We start from the raw sequence: 14190 nt of genomic DNA on the forward strand, positions 1-14190 counted from the left end.
GGTTGATGATGTGGGATGAAGGCCCCGTTAGGCGGCCTTCTTGAGGGCGGCCGTCGTCTCGACGACGCCCATGATGTCGGTCTCCTTCATGATCAGGAGATCCTGGCCGTCGATCTTGACCTCGGTGCCGCTCCATTTGCCGAAGAGCACGCGGTCGCCGACCTTGACGTCGGGTGGCACGAGCTTTCCGGTCTCGTCGCGCGCGCCGGCGCCGACGGCGACGACCTCGCCCTCCTGCGGCTTTTCCTTGGCGGTGTCGGGAATGATGATCCCGCCCTTGGTCTTCTCCTCGGCGTCGATGCGCTTCACGACGACGCGGTCATGCAGTGGCCGAAACTTCATGAGTTCCTCCAGTTTCCATGTCGGTCACATGTCAAAGCGGGCCGGCCCTGTTCAGGTCTCGCGGCGAGGTTCCGCGCGCCCTGAGGCGCCGTGCCCGCGCGAAGATTTGGGTTGCCCGATTTTTGCCTTCAAGAGGTCGGCAGCACTTTTTTTGATCGAGTGCTAACAGGCTGAAAAGGCAGCACAAACGCAACTTTTTATCTTGCCAGAGCGTTGAGAATCCGCTGCCATCGGCGCAGTGAAACCAGGGAGCTGAAAGGAATGGCTTCGACGGACTTCGCCCGCCAGATCGCCGGCTACGGATTGACCACCGCCGGCATCCTCTACCGCCTGCCCGACCACCCTTCCATCCTCCAGGAATATGTCTGGCAGGACTACGACCTCGCTCCGCGCTTTCCCGAGCTCAACAAATTCCTCGCCTTCTGGCAGGCCAAGCTTGATGGCAGGCTGTTCCGCATCACCGTCGCCCACAAGGACCTGATCGGCCCGGCCGACCTCAGCGCGGTCAGCGGCGAGTTCCGGCTTCAGTGACGTCGATGCGTCGACGGGCTTGATCCGAGGAGAACACATCCCAAAATCATCGCAGCCGCCGACAGCTACAGCGCGCTCGACGCGGCGATCGACCAACCCGGATCCATGTTGCTTCCAGGAGGATATGGCTATGGCAACGTTGGCAATCGCTCCCCGCCGCGGGAGGACTGCATGATGACATCAGACGACTTCGAGAGGCCGGTCGTGATCCTGACCGGTCTTGGGCATCCGGCGGCGATCGCGTCTGCCATGGAGGCCTATATGTTCCTGGCCGACTGGCCGGCGAGCAGGCGCGATGCGGTCCACGGCTTCGCGCTGAAGGCCTGCCTGGCGGCGATCCGCGGCGAGATCGAAGCGGATACGGCGCGCGGCTTGTTCGCGTCCTGGGCGGAGAAGCATGATCTCCTTGCTCCCGACGTGGCCGCGTTCGCCAGCGGCCGCAAGGAAGGCTCGCGCGGCCACGCCTGACAAGGAGCCCGGCACCGCGGCGGCGGGGCCGGGCGACTTTTGAGGCGAAGGCGCCATTGAAAGGATATGAATGTTTCAGAGCGAGAAAGTGCCGTTGTTTCGCTTGCCTCGCATCCGCCTGGAGGTCAGCAAATGCGAGAAGAGATCCGTGCGGGCGCTCGCACAGAACGCTCCGAGCGGGAGCGGTCGAGCCGCCAAGGCCCTCGGATGGGCCTGTGATGCGCGGACGTTATTGAGCACGGGAGCGATCTGGTGGCTGGTCTCGCCCCCGGGGAAGCGACAAACCTCTCTGCGCTATCTCGCCGTTTTCGCCACGACGACGATTCTCCACCACGGAATCAAAAGGTTTGTCGATCAGCAGCGTCCCGATCGCGTCATTCGGCCCCCTGTAAGGCATCAATTGATCGGTAGGGCGAGCGATGCGTTTCCCTCCGGGCACGCGATGCATGCCGGCGCCTTGGCATCGTTTCTGGCCGGTTCCGGGACCGGTTCGCCGCCATGGCTGTGGAGTGCCTTCGGCGCGCTGGCGCTGTCGCGTGTCCCTGCCCTGGCTCATTGGCCTTCAGGAGTCGCGGCTGGGTTTGCGGCCGGGGTCGTCGTCGAAAGACTATCGCGGCGCATTCATGCTCTGCGATGACCTCCGTCCCGAGCCGGTCCCGAAAAGGAACGGTCTATGGAAAATAAAATCGTACTGATTTCCTGTTTCGTGATTGCTGTGAAAGAATTTCCTTGCGTTTTTGAAAGTCATCTCATAAATATAAGTACATCGAGATTGCTTGGTTGGTTTTTGTTTTGCCGCGCTCCGAGCGTGGGTTCGATGATCCCCCCTTTCAAAATCGTTCTGAACTCTCCCGACATCCTGTCGGGGAGCGACAGAGTTTGCCAGAAGGAGGGTTATTCATGACCACCGGCACCGTGAAATGGTTCAACTCGACCAAGGGCTTCGGCTTCATCCAGCCCGACGATGGCGGTCAGGACGTGTTCGTTCATGTCTCCGCCGTCGAGCGGGCTGGCATGCGGGATCTCCGCGAAGGCCAGAAGATCGGGTTTGAGGTCGCTCGCGACAACAAGTCCGGGAAGATGGCGGCGGAGCAGCTCCAGACCGCGTAATCAGGCGATGCGTCAACGGCGACCACGGATGTACTGGCGCCTTGAACATAGCCATCGGAAAGGCCGGGCTCATGCTCGGCCTTTTTTGCTTTCAGCCTACTTGCGCTGAACATTCAGTGCTCGACGAGAACCCAAGGAGAAGCGGCATGCTTCAACAATCCAAGCAGCGCATGACAGCGGACAATCAATTCCTCAAGCTTCAGACCAAGTCGCTGGCGAGAGGTCGGATGACATCGGAGATGGACAGCATCATCCAACAGCGCGCCGAGAACACAGCCCGTCTGCGGGGCCTTCGGCTTGCAAAGGAGGCACAAGACCAGGCCATGGCTCTCGCGTTGCCGCCGGTCAAAGCCAAGCGCGCGAAGGTGTCTAAAATCTCCGCATAGTCGCCCGGAACTCGGCTCTGTGGCCTTGTGTTGCGGTCTCACCCGTTCAGGTGAGAGGACATCCATGGACATTCGCGTCGGCTACCGGATCGAGATCGGTACGATCCAGGCTACTCCGGGAATCTTGCTGCTCGACCCGCATCCGAGCCGACAGCCGGATTTCGTGACTGGACCCAACGCGCGGGCCGCCTCCGTCGTCGACGGAAGCGATGTGCCCGTGGAGGAGTACACGGACGGCTTCGGCAATCTCTGTCGCAGGCTCGTCATTCCCGCAGGCGGGGCGATCCTCACCAACGATATGGTCGTCCGCGATTCCGGCACGCCCGATCAGTTCGATCCGGCGGCGGTGGAGATATGGCCCGCCGATCTGCCTTCTGACGTGATCGAATACATGCTGCCGAGCCGCTATTGTGAGGTCGACGAGCTGTCGGCCACAGCTTGGAATCTGTTCGGGAGTTTTGCGCCGGGCTGGAACAGGGTTCAGCAGATCTGCAATTACGTGAACGCGCAGATCTGCTTCGACTATCAGTGCGCCCGCAGTACGCGGACTGCCGCGCAAGCCATGAACGAGCGGGTAGGCGTCTGCCGCGACTTCACTCACCTAGCCATCGCGTTGTGTCGGGCGATGAATATTCCGGCGCGCTACTGCAACGGCTTCCTCGGCGATATCGGGGTTCCCCCCGATCCGGCGCCCATGGATTACAACGCCTGGTTCGAGGCTTATCTCGGCGGGACGTGGTGGACCTTCGATGCGCGCCACAACGTGCCGCGCATCGGTCGCATCCTCGTGGCGCGAGGGCGCGACGCAGCCGACATCCCGATGGTCCACACCTTCGGGCCGCATGTGCTGAACCGCTTTGAGGTGATTACCGAAGAGGTGGCTGTGGACTGATCGGATCGCGCGACCAGACGGCCGTTCCAGTCACGCGGATACCGAATGAGAAACTGTTGACACGAGCAAACTAGCAGCCGATGCCAGCCCCATGATGACCGGTCAAATTCGCGACGTTTCCCTCACGCCCGAGCTCGACGATTTCATATCCGAGCAAGTGGCCTCTGGCGATTTTGCCGATACAAGCGCGGTCGTCCGCGCAGCCTTGAAGGCCCTCCGGGATAAGCCTCGCCCTTGGACGGCGAAGGAACTCTCGGCGTGGCCGGTGGCCGGGGGAGAATGTGGTGCGTTGATCCGGAATCGGGACTGGGCCGCGACCAGCCTGGGCGCAGTCGACACCTGGCCCGTCGAAATGCGCGCGACGATCGCCAACATCGTGAACTCGCCGGTGGCCAAGGTGCTGATGTGGGGGCCCGATCACATCATGCTTTACAACGATGCCTACAGGACGATTGCCGGGGAACGTCATCCTTCGGCTCTCGGCAGCCCGGTTGCGACGGCGTTTCCCGAGGTATGGGACTGGAACCGCCCCATTCTGGAAGCCGGCCTGCGCGGCGAAACCATCTCCTATCGCGACCAGCCCATCGAATTCGACAGGCCGGACGGCGCCAAAACGCTCTATCTCGACCTCTTCTATACCCCGGTTTACGAAGCCGATGGCCGCGTCGGCGGCGTCATGTGCACGATCGTCGACAACAGCGCACGGGTCGAGGCGGAGCGGCGCGTTGCCGTCAGCGAGACCGAACTGCTCAGGGTCACGGACGCCCTGCCGATGCTTGTCTCCTATGTCGACCGGGAGCATGTCTATCGCTTCGCGAACATCGCCTATGAAACCTGGTTTGGGATGTCGCCGGCGGGCATGATCGGGCGGCATGTCAGGGACGTCATCGGCGATGCCCCTTATCAGGATCGCCGAGCTGATCTCGACCGTGGGCTTGCGGGTGAGCGCTTCACCGCCGAAACGACGATGCCGCACCGCGACGGCGTAACCCGGAGGCTCGAGGTTCGATATGTGCCGCGCGTCGAGCCGGACGGTTCGATCCCTGGCGTATACGTCCTAGGAATCGATGTGCAGGAGCGCGCCCTGCGCGAAGCTGCGCTGGCCCGGAGCAACAGCCGGTTTCGGACGGCGATGGATGCCGTGCACGGGGTATTGTGGACCAACAGTCCCGATGGCCGGATGGAGGGCGAGCAGCCGGGCTGGGCCGCGCTCACCGGTGAGGCCTATGAGGAGTACCAGGGCTTCGGTTGGGCGGAGGCGGTGCACCCAGATGACCGGTCCGGATCGGTCGAAAGCTGGAACGCGGCGGTCGCGGCGAAGAGCATGTACGTTCACGAGCACCGCGTGCGCCACAGAAATGGCAGCTGGCGCAACTTCGCAATCCGGGCCTTGCCCATGCTCGATACGACCGGCGAGATCGTCGAATGGGTCGGCGTCCATACCGACATCACGCACCAGCGGGCCGCCGAAGCAGCCCTTCGCGCGCAGGCCGAGGATCTCTCCCGGCAGGTCCGGCATCGCGAGCGGGCCGAGGCGCAGCTGCGACAGCTCAACGATACTCTGGAGGCGCGCGTCATCGCAGAGATCGACGAGCGGCGCCAGGCTGAGGCCAAGCTCGCGCAAGCTCAGAAGATGGAGACGGTCGGCAAACTGACAGGTGGCGTCGCGCACGACTTCAACAACTTGCTTCAGGTCGTGGCTGGCAACTTGCAACTTCTCGCCAAGGACATCGCCGGTAACGAGCGCGCCGAGCGACGCGTCACCAACGCGATGGCCGGCGTCTCCCGCGGGTCCAAGCTCGCCTCTCAGCTTCTCGCCTTCGGCCGCCGCCAGGCGCTCGAACCCAAGGTCGTCAATGTCAGCCGCTTCGTGCGCGGTATGGACGATATGCTGCGCCGCGCGCTCGGCGAGGCGATCGAGATCGAGACCGTGGTCGGCGGCGGCTTGTGGAACACGTTCATCGACCCCGCCCAGATCGAGAACGCCTTGCTCAATCTCGCGATCAATGCCCGTGACGCGATGGAGGGGCAGGGCAAGCTTACCATCGAACTCGCCAACACCATGTTGGACGATGCCTATGTCCGCGCCCATGACGAGGTGACGGCGGGGCAGTACGTCATGCTGGCCGTCACCGACACGGGCAGCGGCATGGCGCCCGAAATCATCGACAAGGTGTTCGAGCCGTTCTTCTCGACGAAGGGCGAGGGCAAAGGTTCGGGCCTGGGCCTCTCCATGGTCTATGGCTTCGTCAAACAGTCGGGCGGCCATGTGAAGATCTATTCCGAGGTTGGGCATGGCACGACGATCAAACTCTATCTACCCCGCGCGTTGGAGAGCGAGGATGTAGAGGTCGCGGTCGATACCGGACCCGTGGCGGGCGGAACCGAGACGGTGCTGGTGGTCGAGGACGACGAGGAGGTCCGCGCGACTGTCGTCGAGCTACTCGCCGATCTGGGCTACCGCGTCCTCAAGGCCGTCGATGCCGCGAGCGCGCTGAATGTGATCGAGAGCGGCATTCCCATCGACATACTCTTCACGGATGTGGTGATGCCCGGCACGTTGAAGAGCCCCGAGCTGGCGCGAAAAGCGCGCGAGCGCCTTCCGAACATCGCTGTGCTGTTCACCTCCGGCTACACCGAGAACTCGATCGTCCATGGGGGAAAGCTCGATACGGGCGTCGAGCTGCTTTCAAAGCCGTACACGCGCGAAGCGCTGGCGCGGAAGTTCAGGCATGTGCTTGCAAACCAGCAGCAACGCAACGCCGCGGCGGCGCACCAACGCCCTCAGGAGAGCGCTGCGGTGCCGGCGCCGACCGTTGCCGATGCACGACGTACCGTGCTGCTCGTCGAGGACGACGCGCTGATCCGGATGAACACCGCTGAAATCCTGGAGGATGGTGGGTTTATCGTCGTCGATGCAGGGAGCGCGGAAGAAGCGATGGCGGCGCTGCAGACTGCTCCGGTCGACATCCTCGTGACCGACATCAACCTTCCGGGAGCGTCGGGAACGGAGCTCGCGGCGAGAGCGCGAGAGCTGCGGCCGCAGGTCGTCGTTGTCTTCGCGACGGGTGACGCCTCGACGGTCGGCAAGGACGATCAGGCGTCAATTCTCGTCAAGCCCTATGCCGAGCACACGTTGCTGTCGCTGCTGGGTACAGCTTCGTCCTCAGCACCTGCCCCGCTGGTCAACAAGACGGACGTCGATCAAGCGTAGCGGCCATCGGCCGCCTGTCGTGCGCAGTGGCAACACAAAAAAGCGAGCTACCTTTCGGTAGCTCGCTTTGCGTCCCATCGGTAGTGATCAAGCCTTGTCGACGACCTTCTTCACCGCTTCCTTACCTTTGCCGAGCGCCTGCTGTGCCTCGCCCTTGCGCTCCTGAGCAATGCCCTCGGCCTGAAGGCCTGGCTTGTCCAGCGCCTTGCCGGCGGCCTGCTTGACGTTGCCGGCGGCCTCATTGGCCAAACCCTTAATCTTGTCCATGGTGCTGCCCATCGGAATATCCCCTGTCGACTAAGCTGGCCGCTCGATGACGGCGTCGACGGGCATAACGACTAGGTTTGGAACAGGTTCCATTGCCTCGTGGGTCATCGCGCCAGCATTATCTCGTCGTATGAGCGCCTGCGGAACGTATCCCATGCTTCTTGCTCGGCGATGCGAAGGTAGTTCAAGGCTGTGGCCGCTGCCGAGGCAGCAGCGGGAAGCGCGTGATCAGGCTCATGAATTCCTGCTCCAAAAGCCGCGCTGCCGTTTAGCCCGTTCGAAATAAAGAGAGAGAGATTCGCTGCGCGGCAGCCAGCAGGTCGTTCATCTCAAAAAAGAAAGGGATGTTCCGGGAACAGTCCACCTCTCCTGCCGTTCGGCATCATGGGGTCGGAGAGTAACGCGATGCCTACCTATAATGTGCGCATGGATGTCGGCGAAGGGCCCGACGGGGGAGAGCCGATGGAATTCTCCGACGCACAGGCGGCCCGCCGTGATGCACAGATCGCAATGACGGAGATGGCCCGTGATCATATCCCTGGAAAGCGCAAGGCTCATTTGGCTGTCGAGATAGACGACGACAAAGGCGCTGCCATCTATCGCGCGAAACTCGAATTCAGCGGTTACGACGGCGAAGAGCCGGAGACGGACCCAGACCAGCGGCATTCGAACGGACCACGTGAGTGAGCAAACCAATCGCTTTGATCGTAGAAGACGAGCCTTTGCTGATGATCCACGCGGTGGATATCGTGGAGAGTGCGGGGTTCGAGGTTCTGGAAGCGGCCAACGCGGACGAGGCGGTCGCCATCCTAGAAGGCCGCGACGATATCCGCGTCGTCATCACCGATGTCCAGATGCCCGGCAGCATGGACGGGGTCAAGCTGGCCAATGCCGTGCGCGATCGATGGCCGCCGATCCTGATCATTGTCGTGTCCGGTCACCACAAGCTGCAGGCGGGCGAATTGCCGGACGATGTAACTTTCCTGACCAAGCCCTATTCCGAGCGCCAGATGCACCAGGCGCTGTCGCTGATCGGTTAGTCTAAGGATGAGCTGATATTGCGCCGGAAGAGCTCCTCGTCGTCCGGCGTGCCGCTGATCTTGTCCTGGTCGGGGAGCGGCGCTTCGAGCGTGAACACGACGCCCGAAGGCAGATAGCGTAGTGAGCCCTTGCCATTGAGTTCTGCGGCCAGCACCTTCTCGATAAGCCGGGTGCCGAAGCCGCGGCGGGTGGGCTTGCCGGTGACCACAGGCCCGCCGACCTCTTGCCAGCGGAACTCGATCACCTTCGAGCCGGCGTGATCAGCGACGTGCCAGTCGATGACAACATGCCCGTCTGGCACCGACAACGCGCCGTACTTCGCCGCGTTGGTCGACAGTTCGTGCAAGGCCAGCACCATCGCCATGGCGGCGCGCGGCGGCAGGCTGATAGCTGGACCGCCGACGCGAAAGGGCCTGGCACCAGGGACGTCGAAGGATTCCGTGGCACTCGCGACGACCTCTGCGATGGTTGCGCTCTGCCATTCCTCACGGGTGAGCAGATCGTGAGCCGATGCCAGCGACTGCATGCGGGCAGTGAGGACCTCCGTCGCCTCCTTGAGCGAGCCCGCGTTACGCAGGGTCTGCGTCGCGATGGACTGTATGGTCGCCATCGAGTTCTTGACGCGATGCTTCAACTCGGCGGTGAGCAGCAGCCGCTGCTCCTCGTTGCGGCGACTTTCGGTGATGTCGAGGGTGACACCGGCCATGCTGAGCGGCTTGCCTTCCGCGGAGTAGTAGGGCCGTGCACGAGCCATGATCCAGCGGGTCTCGCCGGAGGGCGTCTCGATTCTGTACTCCTGCTCGTAGTCGTGATGGTTCTCGATCGCGTCCTTGACCGATTGCTGCATGCGCGGCCGCTCGTCCGGCAGGATCGTCGAAATCAGGTCCTGATAGGTAAAAGGCTCGTCAGGCTCGCGCCCGAAATTGCGCTTGCAGATGTCCGAGCAGGTCAGTCGCATATCGGTGAGGTCGAGCGTCCATGAGCCGAGGCGGGCGGCCTGGATCGTGAACTTGAGGCGTTCCTCGGAAAGCCTTAGCTCCCGGGTGCGGCGTTCGACCTCCTTCTCCAGCTTGTCATGCTCGCGCTGAAGCCGCACCAAGCGGTCGCGCTCCAGCGTGACGTCGAACTGCGACGCGAAGAAATAGGTCAGGTGACCGTCGTCGTCGAAGACTGGCGAGATCAGCACGCGATTGTAGAAGCGCGAGCCATCCTTCCGGTGATTGATAATGTCCATCTCAATCTGCGAACGGCGTGCGATGGCGTCCCGCAACTTCGCGACGTCCTTTGGATCAGTCTCTGGTCCTTGGAGGAACCGACAGTTCCGGCCTAAAACTTCCTCGCGCGTGTAGCCCGTCAAACGCGTGAAGGAATCGTTGGCGAATACGATCGGATTGTCGGGCTGGTTAGGGTCGGTGATCAGCATCGGCATCCGCGTCGCGCGAACCGCAGATGCGAAGGGGTCCGACGACTTGCCGACCTTCTCGATCTCACTCTCGATCCGGTCGTGCTCGGTCTCGGCGGTCATGTGTCGTTGATCTCCTGACGTGCCTCTTAGCCCAAGGCAATTGCGGTGGTCATGTCATTTGCTGCGTGACGCGACCGCACATTGCTATAGCGAGATGGCAACTCTCTCGGCCTCGCCGAGTTCAATCGTTGATTCGTCAAACAGGCTGTACGTCCTTATGGATGGAACGCCACCTCAGATTGCAGAGCAGAATGACCTCCGCAGAACGCGAAGCCCGTTTCATGCGCAGCCTCCTTGCTGCATCCGACGATTGCATCAAGGTCCTCGATCTCGACGGCAAGCTGACCTTCATGAGCGAGGGCGGCCAGCGCGTGATGGAGGTCAGCGACTTCAATGCGCTCGCGGGTTGCCCGTGGCCGGACTTCTGGGCCGATGCCGGGAACACCGAAGCCAGGCATGCGATCGCCGAGGCTCAGGCCGGTCGCAGCTACCGCTTTCAGGGGGCCGCCAACACGGCGGCCGGTAATCCCCGATATTGGGATGTAAAGGTTTCTCCGATCATCGGGCTCGATGGCAATCCTGAGCGGATCCTCTCCGTGTCCCGCGATATCACCGAGTTGAAGGCCGCCGAAGATCGCTTGCTGCTGCTTGCGCAGGAACTCAAACACCGGATGAAGAACACGATCGCCATGATCCAGGCGATCGCGGGCCAGACGCTGCGCGGTGATGACATCCCTTTAGCTGCCCGCGAGGCCTTCAACGACCGAATCCGCGTTCTCGCCGACGCCCAGGATCTGCTGATGCCGTCAGCCTGGGCGCGCGGTCCGATCCGCGACGTCGTCGAACGCGCCGTCGCGCCGCACGGTCTCGACAGGTTTGATATCGTCGGGCCGCAACGCGACATCGCCTCGAAATGCGCTGTCGCCTTGGCCCTGGCCCTCCATGAGATGGCGACGAATTCGGTCAAGTACGGCGCGCTCCGCGCAGACGGACGCGTCCACGTAGAATGGTCCGTCGACGACGAGTTTCGCTTCACTTGGGCGGAAGCCGGAGGCCCGAAGGTCCAAGAGCCGACCCGAAAGGGCTTCGGCTCACGCATGATCGAGCGAGTGCTCGCGAGCTATTTCCGTGGCACGGGCGGCGTTGAGTATAGGCCGGAAGGCCTGGTGTTCACACTCGTTGCTCCACTCGACGCACTCGACGACGAGAGCTGATTACGAGAACGCCCTAGCAACGAGGAAATACGCGCTTATAGCGATACCACGAGGCCGGGGAGGCTTGGAACACGATGGACGAAGCGGCGCTTACCCGTCTGCGCGGCTCATCTCCAAACTGAAGTGCTTTAAACCAAAAGCTCCGGACGTCCGTTCTTGGCCGGCTTTTTTCTTTGCGGCGCGGCGCACATTGAATTGCCCGTAAGCAGAAGTTCTAGACGTCGGCTATGGGCCACAAACGTCGGTCGTGGGCGAAATGCGCCATCAGCTGACATTCAGCCACCTCCAGGAAGCAGACGTTCAGCCCCCGAACTCGACCTCGCAGCTATGAGCGAGGATGCCTTCACTTGCGCCGCTAGAAATATTTCGATAAGTCTCGACATATGGAAAATGAACAGATCATCCTCGCGCTGGCAGCCTTGGCGCAGAGCACGCGGCTCGATGTATTCCGCATTCTTGTGAGCGCCGAGCCGGAGGGATTGGCGGCAGGCGAGATCGCGCGGCGCCTCGACGTCCCCCACAACACGATGTCATCGCATCTCGGCATCCTCAGCCGGGCTGGCCTCATACGCTCAGAGAGGTCCAGCCGCTCAATCGTCTATCGAGCCGATCTCAATGCCCTAAGGTCAGTTGTCGCCTTCCTGCTCAAGGATTGCTGCGGCGGGCGACCAGAGATCTGCGCACCGCTGATGGCCGAACTGAGCCCGTGCTGCCAACCGAAGGCAACCGCCAATGTCTGAGCCGATCGACGTAATCATCTATCACAACCCAGCCTGCGGAACCTCGCGGAACACGCTCGGGCTGATCCGTAACGCTGGCGTCGAGCCGCACATCATCGAATATCTCAAGACCCCGCCCAACCGCACCTTGCTGAAGCAGCTTCTCGATCGCGCCGGCATGAGCGTCCGGGAAATCCTCCGCGAGAAGGGCGCGCCTTTCGCCGAACTCGGCCTCGGCGATCCGAGCATGAGCGACGAATCTCTCTTCGACGCCATCGAGGCGCACCCGATCCTGATGAACCGACCGCTAGTGGTCTCTCCGAAAGGCGTGAAGCTCTGCCGCCCATCCGAAGCCGTTCTGTCGCTCCTGCCGCCGCAACGCGGCGAGTTTCGCAAGGAGGACGGCGAACTCGTCGTCGACGCGGCCGGTCGGCCCGCAGCTCTCGCCTGAGGTCAGCATGTCCACTTTCGAACGTTATCTGACCGTCTGGGTCGGACTGTGCATCGTGGTCGGCATCGCACTGGGCCATGTCATGCCCGGCGTCTTCCAGGCCGTCGGCGCCGCCGAGATCGCCAAGGTCAATCTGCCCGTCGCCGTGCTGATCTGGCTGATGGTCATCCCCATGCTGCTGAAGATCGACTTCGCCGCGCTGAGTCAGGTCGGCAAGCACTGGCGCGGGATTGGCGTGACCCTGTTCATCAACTGGGCGGTGAAGCCTTTCTCGATGGCGGCACTGGGGTGGATCTTCATCGCCTGGCTGTTCCGGCCGTGGCTGCCCGCTGACCAGATCGACAGCTACATCGCCGGGCTCATCATCCTGGCGGCGGCGCCCTGCACCGCGATGGTCTTCGTCTGGTCGAATCTGACGAAGGGCGAGCCGCACTTCACGCTCAGCCAGGTCGCACTAAATGACGCCATCATGGTCGTCGCCTTCGCCCCGATTGTCGGCCTGCTGCTCGGCCTGTCCGCGATCACCGTGCCATGGGGAACGCTCGTACTCTCGGTCGTCCTCTACATCGTCATTCCCGTGATCGTCGCGCAACTCGTCCGCAGCCGCGTTCTGGCGAAGGGCGGGCAGGCTGCGCTCGATCGACTGCTCGGCCGACTGGGACCTGTTTCGCTCGTGGCCCTGCTCGCCACCCTCGTCCTGCTCTTCGGCTTCCAGGGCGAGCAGATCCTCGCCCAGCCGATGGTGATCGCGCTCCTGGCGGTGCCGATCCTGATCCAGGTCTACCTGAATGCCGGGCTGGCCTACGTCCTGAACCGGGTCGCGGGCGAGCAGCATTGCGTCGCGGGGCCGTCTGCCCTGATCGGCGCCTCGAACTTCTTCGAACTTGCCGTCGCCGCCGCGATCAGCCTGTTCGGTTTTCACTCCGGAGCGGCGCTCGCGACCGTTGTCGGCGTGCTGATCGAGGTCCCGGTTATGCTCACCGTCGTCTGGATCGTGAACCGATCGAAGGGCTGGTACGAGCGCGGTAACGGCGTCCGGAAGGTTCAAGCCCCAGAATAATTCGGTGATCATGGAAATAGCGCTTGACCGTCCACTGACGGTATGGAATTTATATTTCCATGGATATCGAAACAGCAGCGGCGCAGCTTGAGGCACTCGGCAACCAGACGCGTCTAGAGGTCTATCGGGTTCTCGTCCGTGCCGGGCATGACGGCCTTCCGGTCGCGCAGGTGCAGGAGCGTCTCGGTATTCCGGCCTCGACGTTGTCCCACGTGCCTGGCCTTGACGATCGACCGCTCGACGGTGCGCTACACGAGCACCCGACGGGACGATGCCCTGTTGCGCGAGGCGATGAAGGCCGTGGCAGGAGAGCGCCGGCGGTTCGGCTATCACAGGATCCACATCATGCTGGACCGCCAGGGCATCGTGATGAACCAGAAGAAGCTGCGGCGGCTCTATCGCGAGGAGAAGTTGCAGGTGCGCCGGCGCGGCGGCCGCAAAAGGGCACTGGGCACGCGGAGGCCCATGCTCGCGCCTGATCGCGCCAATGCGCGCTGGAGCCTCGATTTTCTCTCCGACACGATCACGGATGGTCGCCGCTTCGGGATGCTCGCCATCGTCGACGACTACACGCGCGAGTGCCTCGCGCTTGTCGCCGACACCTCGCTGTCGGGCCTGCGCGTGGCTCGCGAGCTGGACGCCATCATCCGCCTGCGCGGCCGGCCGGAGACGATCGTGTCTGACAACGGCACCGAGTTCACCTCGATGGCGATCCTGCGCTGGTGCCAGGAGACCCGCGTCGCATGGCATTACATCGCCCCCGGCAAGCCGACGCAGAACGCTTTCGTCGAGAGCTTCAACGGACGCTTCCGGGACGAGTGCCTCAACGACATGCTGTTCTCGACGCTCGCCGAGGCTCGCAGCGCCATCACCTCATGGAAGGAGGACTACAACCGCCACAGACCCCACTCGGCTTTCGGTAACATGACGCCTGCCGAGTTCGCCCTCAAATCCACGCTGGAAAAACAGGCCGCCTGAGGCCAGAAACGAAACCTAGGACTCTCTCTCAGGTCGGAGGAGAAAAGGGTCT

The 14190-nt window shown here is 62.5% G+C and carries 16 protein-coding genes and 2 pseudogenes; 15 read left to right on the top strand and 3 right to left on the bottom strand.

The window, feature by feature from the left end; translation table 11 throughout:
* Positions 1–27: 27 nt before the first annotated feature.
* Entirely contained in the window at positions 28–342 is a 315-nt protein-coding gene (gene groES, locus Q9235_RS25760; RefSeq protein ID WP_306224585.1) for a co-chaperone GroES, read from the bottom strand.
* Between the two features lie 261 nt (positions 343–603).
* Between groES and Q9235_RS25765 the strand changes: the two genes are divergently transcribed.
* The 7 genes from Q9235_RS25765 to Q9235_RS25795 all read left to right on the top strand — a co-directional run bounded on the left by Q9235_RS25765 (position 604) and on the right by Q9235_RS25795 (position 6943).
* Positions 604–873, top strand: coding sequence for an usg protein (locus Q9235_RS25765; protein WP_089173061.1), 270 nt, complete (start codon positions 604–606; stop codon positions 871–873).
* Between the two features lie 174 nt (positions 874–1047).
* Positions 1048–1341 carry a DUF982 domain-containing protein gene (locus Q9235_RS25770; RefSeq protein ID WP_306228449.1) on the top strand — a complete coding sequence of 98 codons (294 nt, stop codon included), beginning with the start codon at positions 1048–1050 and terminating at the stop codon, positions 1339–1341.
* A gap of 70 nt (positions 1342–1411) precedes the next feature.
* Complete coding sequence (locus Q9235_RS25775; protein WP_306224586.1) at positions 1412–1978, top strand: phosphatase PAP2 family protein; 567 nt, start codon at positions 1412–1414, stop codon at positions 1976–1978.
* 263 nt (positions 1979–2241) lie between these two features.
* The gene (locus Q9235_RS25780) at positions 2242–2451 is read left to right on the top strand and encodes a cold-shock protein (protein ID WP_297255744.1); all 210 of its coding nucleotides are present in this window, start codon (positions 2242–2244) and stop codon (positions 2449–2451) included.
* Positions 2452–2492: 41 nt separating this feature from the next.
* A complete protein-coding gene (locus tag Q9235_RS25785) occupies positions 2493–2837 on the top strand; it encodes a hypothetical protein (protein ID WP_306224587.1) in 345 nt (114 codons plus the stop codon).
* Between the two features lie 64 nt (positions 2838–2901).
* Positions 2902–3729 (top strand): transglutaminase-like domain-containing protein, encoded by an 828-nt coding sequence (locus tag Q9235_RS25790; RefSeq protein ID WP_306224588.1) that lies wholly within the window; start codon positions 2902–2904, stop codon positions 3727–3729.
* A gap of 91 nt (positions 3730–3820) precedes the next feature.
* Positions 3821–6943, top strand: a complete 3123-nt coding sequence (locus Q9235_RS25795) for a hybrid sensor histidine kinase/response regulator (RefSeq protein WP_306224589.1) — start codon at positions 3821–3823, stop codon at positions 6941–6943.
* Between the two features lie 87 nt (positions 6944–7030).
* Here the strand turns inward: Q9235_RS25795 and Q9235_RS25800 are convergent, their stop codons facing one another.
* Positions 7031–7222 carry a CsbD family protein gene (locus Q9235_RS25800; protein ID WP_306224590.1) on the bottom strand — a complete coding sequence of 64 codons (192 nt, stop codon included), beginning with the start codon at positions 7220–7222 and terminating at the stop codon, positions 7031–7033.
* Between the two features lie 393 nt (positions 7223–7615).
* On the opposite strand from Q9235_RS25800, the gene Q9235_RS25805 reads away from it, so the two are divergent.
* The gene (locus tag Q9235_RS25805; RefSeq protein WP_306224591.1) at positions 7616–7897 is read left to right on the top strand and encodes a DUF6894 family protein; all 282 of its coding nucleotides are present in this window, start codon (positions 7616–7618) and stop codon (positions 7895–7897) included.
* Between the two features lie 41 nt (positions 7898–7938).
* Positions 7939–8250 (top strand): response regulator, encoded by a 312-nt coding sequence (locus Q9235_RS25810; RefSeq protein WP_422678406.1) that lies wholly within the window; start codon positions 7939–7941, stop codon positions 8248–8250.
* On the opposite strand, the gene Q9235_RS25815 is transcribed toward Q9235_RS25810, so the two are convergent.
* Positions 8247–9776 (bottom strand): PAS domain-containing protein, encoded by a 1530-nt coding sequence (locus Q9235_RS25815; protein ID WP_306224593.1) that lies wholly within the window; start codon positions 9774–9776, stop codon positions 8247–8249. The two genes, Q9235_RS25810 and Q9235_RS25815, sit on opposite strands and share 4 nt — an antisense overlap.
* Before the next feature lie 191 nt (positions 9777–9967).
* On the opposite strand from Q9235_RS25815, the gene Q9235_RS25820 reads away from it, so the two are divergent.
* The 6 genes and pseudogenes from Q9235_RS25820 to Q9235_RS25845 form a co-directional block, all read left to right on the top strand.
* Entirely contained in the window at positions 9968–10930 is a 963-nt protein-coding gene (locus tag Q9235_RS25820; RefSeq protein WP_306224594.1) for a sensor histidine kinase, read from the top strand.
* 383 nt (positions 10931–11313) lie between these two features.
* A complete protein-coding gene (locus Q9235_RS25825) occupies positions 11314–11670 on the top strand; it encodes an ArsR/SmtB family transcription factor (RefSeq protein WP_306224595.1) in 357 nt (118 codons plus the stop codon).
* 4 nt (positions 11671–11674) lie between these two features.
* Complete coding sequence (arsC, locus tag Q9235_RS25830; RefSeq protein ID WP_257735587.1) at positions 11675–12100, top strand: arsenate reductase (glutaredoxin); 426 nt, start codon at positions 11675–11677, stop codon at positions 12098–12100.
* 7 nt (positions 12101–12107) lie between these two features.
* Positions 12108–13160, top strand: a complete 1053-nt coding sequence (gene arsB / locus Q9235_RS25835; RefSeq protein WP_257735562.1) for an ACR3 family arsenite efflux transporter — start codon at positions 12108–12110, stop codon at positions 13158–13160.
* A 59-nt stretch (positions 13161–13219) separates the two neighbouring features.
* Positions 13220–13372: pseudogene (locus Q9235_RS25840) on the top strand (helix-turn-helix domain-containing protein); the annotation flags it as partial.
* A gap of 1 nt (position 13373) precedes the next feature.
* Positions 13374–14138, top strand: a pseudogene (locus Q9235_RS25845) (IS3 family transposase); the annotation flags it as partial.
* Positions 14139–14190 lie beyond the last annotated feature (52 nt).

This window comes from Bosea beijingensis, from assembly GCF_030758975.1.
In the GTDB taxonomy this organism is placed as follows: Bacteria; Pseudomonadota; Alphaproteobacteria; order Rhizobiales; family Beijerinckiaceae; genus Allobosea; species Allobosea beijingensis.

Excerpts from the sequence above, each read along its gene's own strand:
- Q9235_RS25770 (WP_306228449.1), top strand. The coding sequence starts at position 1,048 with ATGACATCAGACGACTTCGAGAGGCCGGTCGTGATCCTGACCGGTCTT.
- Q9235_RS25780 (WP_297255744.1), top strand. The coding sequence starts at position 2,242 with ATGACCACCGGCACCGTGAAATGGTTCAACTCGACCAAGGGCTTCGGC.
- Q9235_RS25825 (WP_306224595.1), top strand. The coding sequence starts at position 11,314 with ATGGAAAATGAACAGATCATCCTCGCGCTGGCAGCCTTGGCGCAGAGC.
- arsB (WP_257735562.1), top strand. The coding sequence starts at position 12,108 with ATGTCCACTTTCGAACGTTATCTGACCGTCTGGGTCGGACTGTGCATC.
- Q9235_RS25800 (WP_306224590.1), bottom strand. The coding sequence starts at position 7,222 with ATGGGCAGCACCATGGACAAGATTAAGGGTTTGGCCAATGAGGCCGCC.
- Q9235_RS25765 (WP_089173061.1), top strand. The coding sequence starts at position 604 with ATGGCTTCGACGGACTTCGCCCGCCAGATCGCCGGCTACGGATTGACC.
- Q9235_RS25810 (WP_422678406.1), top strand. The coding sequence starts at position 7,939 with ATGATCCACGCGGTGGATATCGTGGAGAGTGCGGGGTTCGAGGTTCTG.
- Q9235_RS25815 (WP_306224593.1), bottom strand. The coding sequence starts at position 9,776 with ATGACCGCCGAGACCGAGCACGACCGGATCGAGAGTGAGATCGAGAAG.
- Q9235_RS25805 (WP_306224591.1), top strand. The coding sequence starts at position 7,616 with ATGCCTACCTATAATGTGCGCATGGATGTCGGCGAAGGGCCCGACGGG.
- Q9235_RS25790 (WP_306224588.1), top strand. The coding sequence starts at position 2,902 with ATGGACATTCGCGTCGGCTACCGGATCGAGATCGGTACGATCCAGGCT.
- Q9235_RS25820 (WP_306224594.1), top strand. The coding sequence starts at position 9,968 with ATGACCTCCGCAGAACGCGAAGCCCGTTTCATGCGCAGCCTCCTTGCT.
- Q9235_RS25775 (WP_306224586.1), top strand. The coding sequence starts at position 1,412 with ATGTTTCAGAGCGAGAAAGTGCCGTTGTTTCGCTTGCCTCGCATCCGC.
- groES (WP_306224585.1), bottom strand. The coding sequence starts at position 342 with ATGAAGTTTCGGCCACTGCATGACCGCGTCGTCGTGAAGCGCATCGAC.
- Q9235_RS25795 (WP_306224589.1), top strand. The coding sequence starts at position 3,821 with ATGATGACCGGTCAAATTCGCGACGTTTCCCTCACGCCCGAGCTCGAC.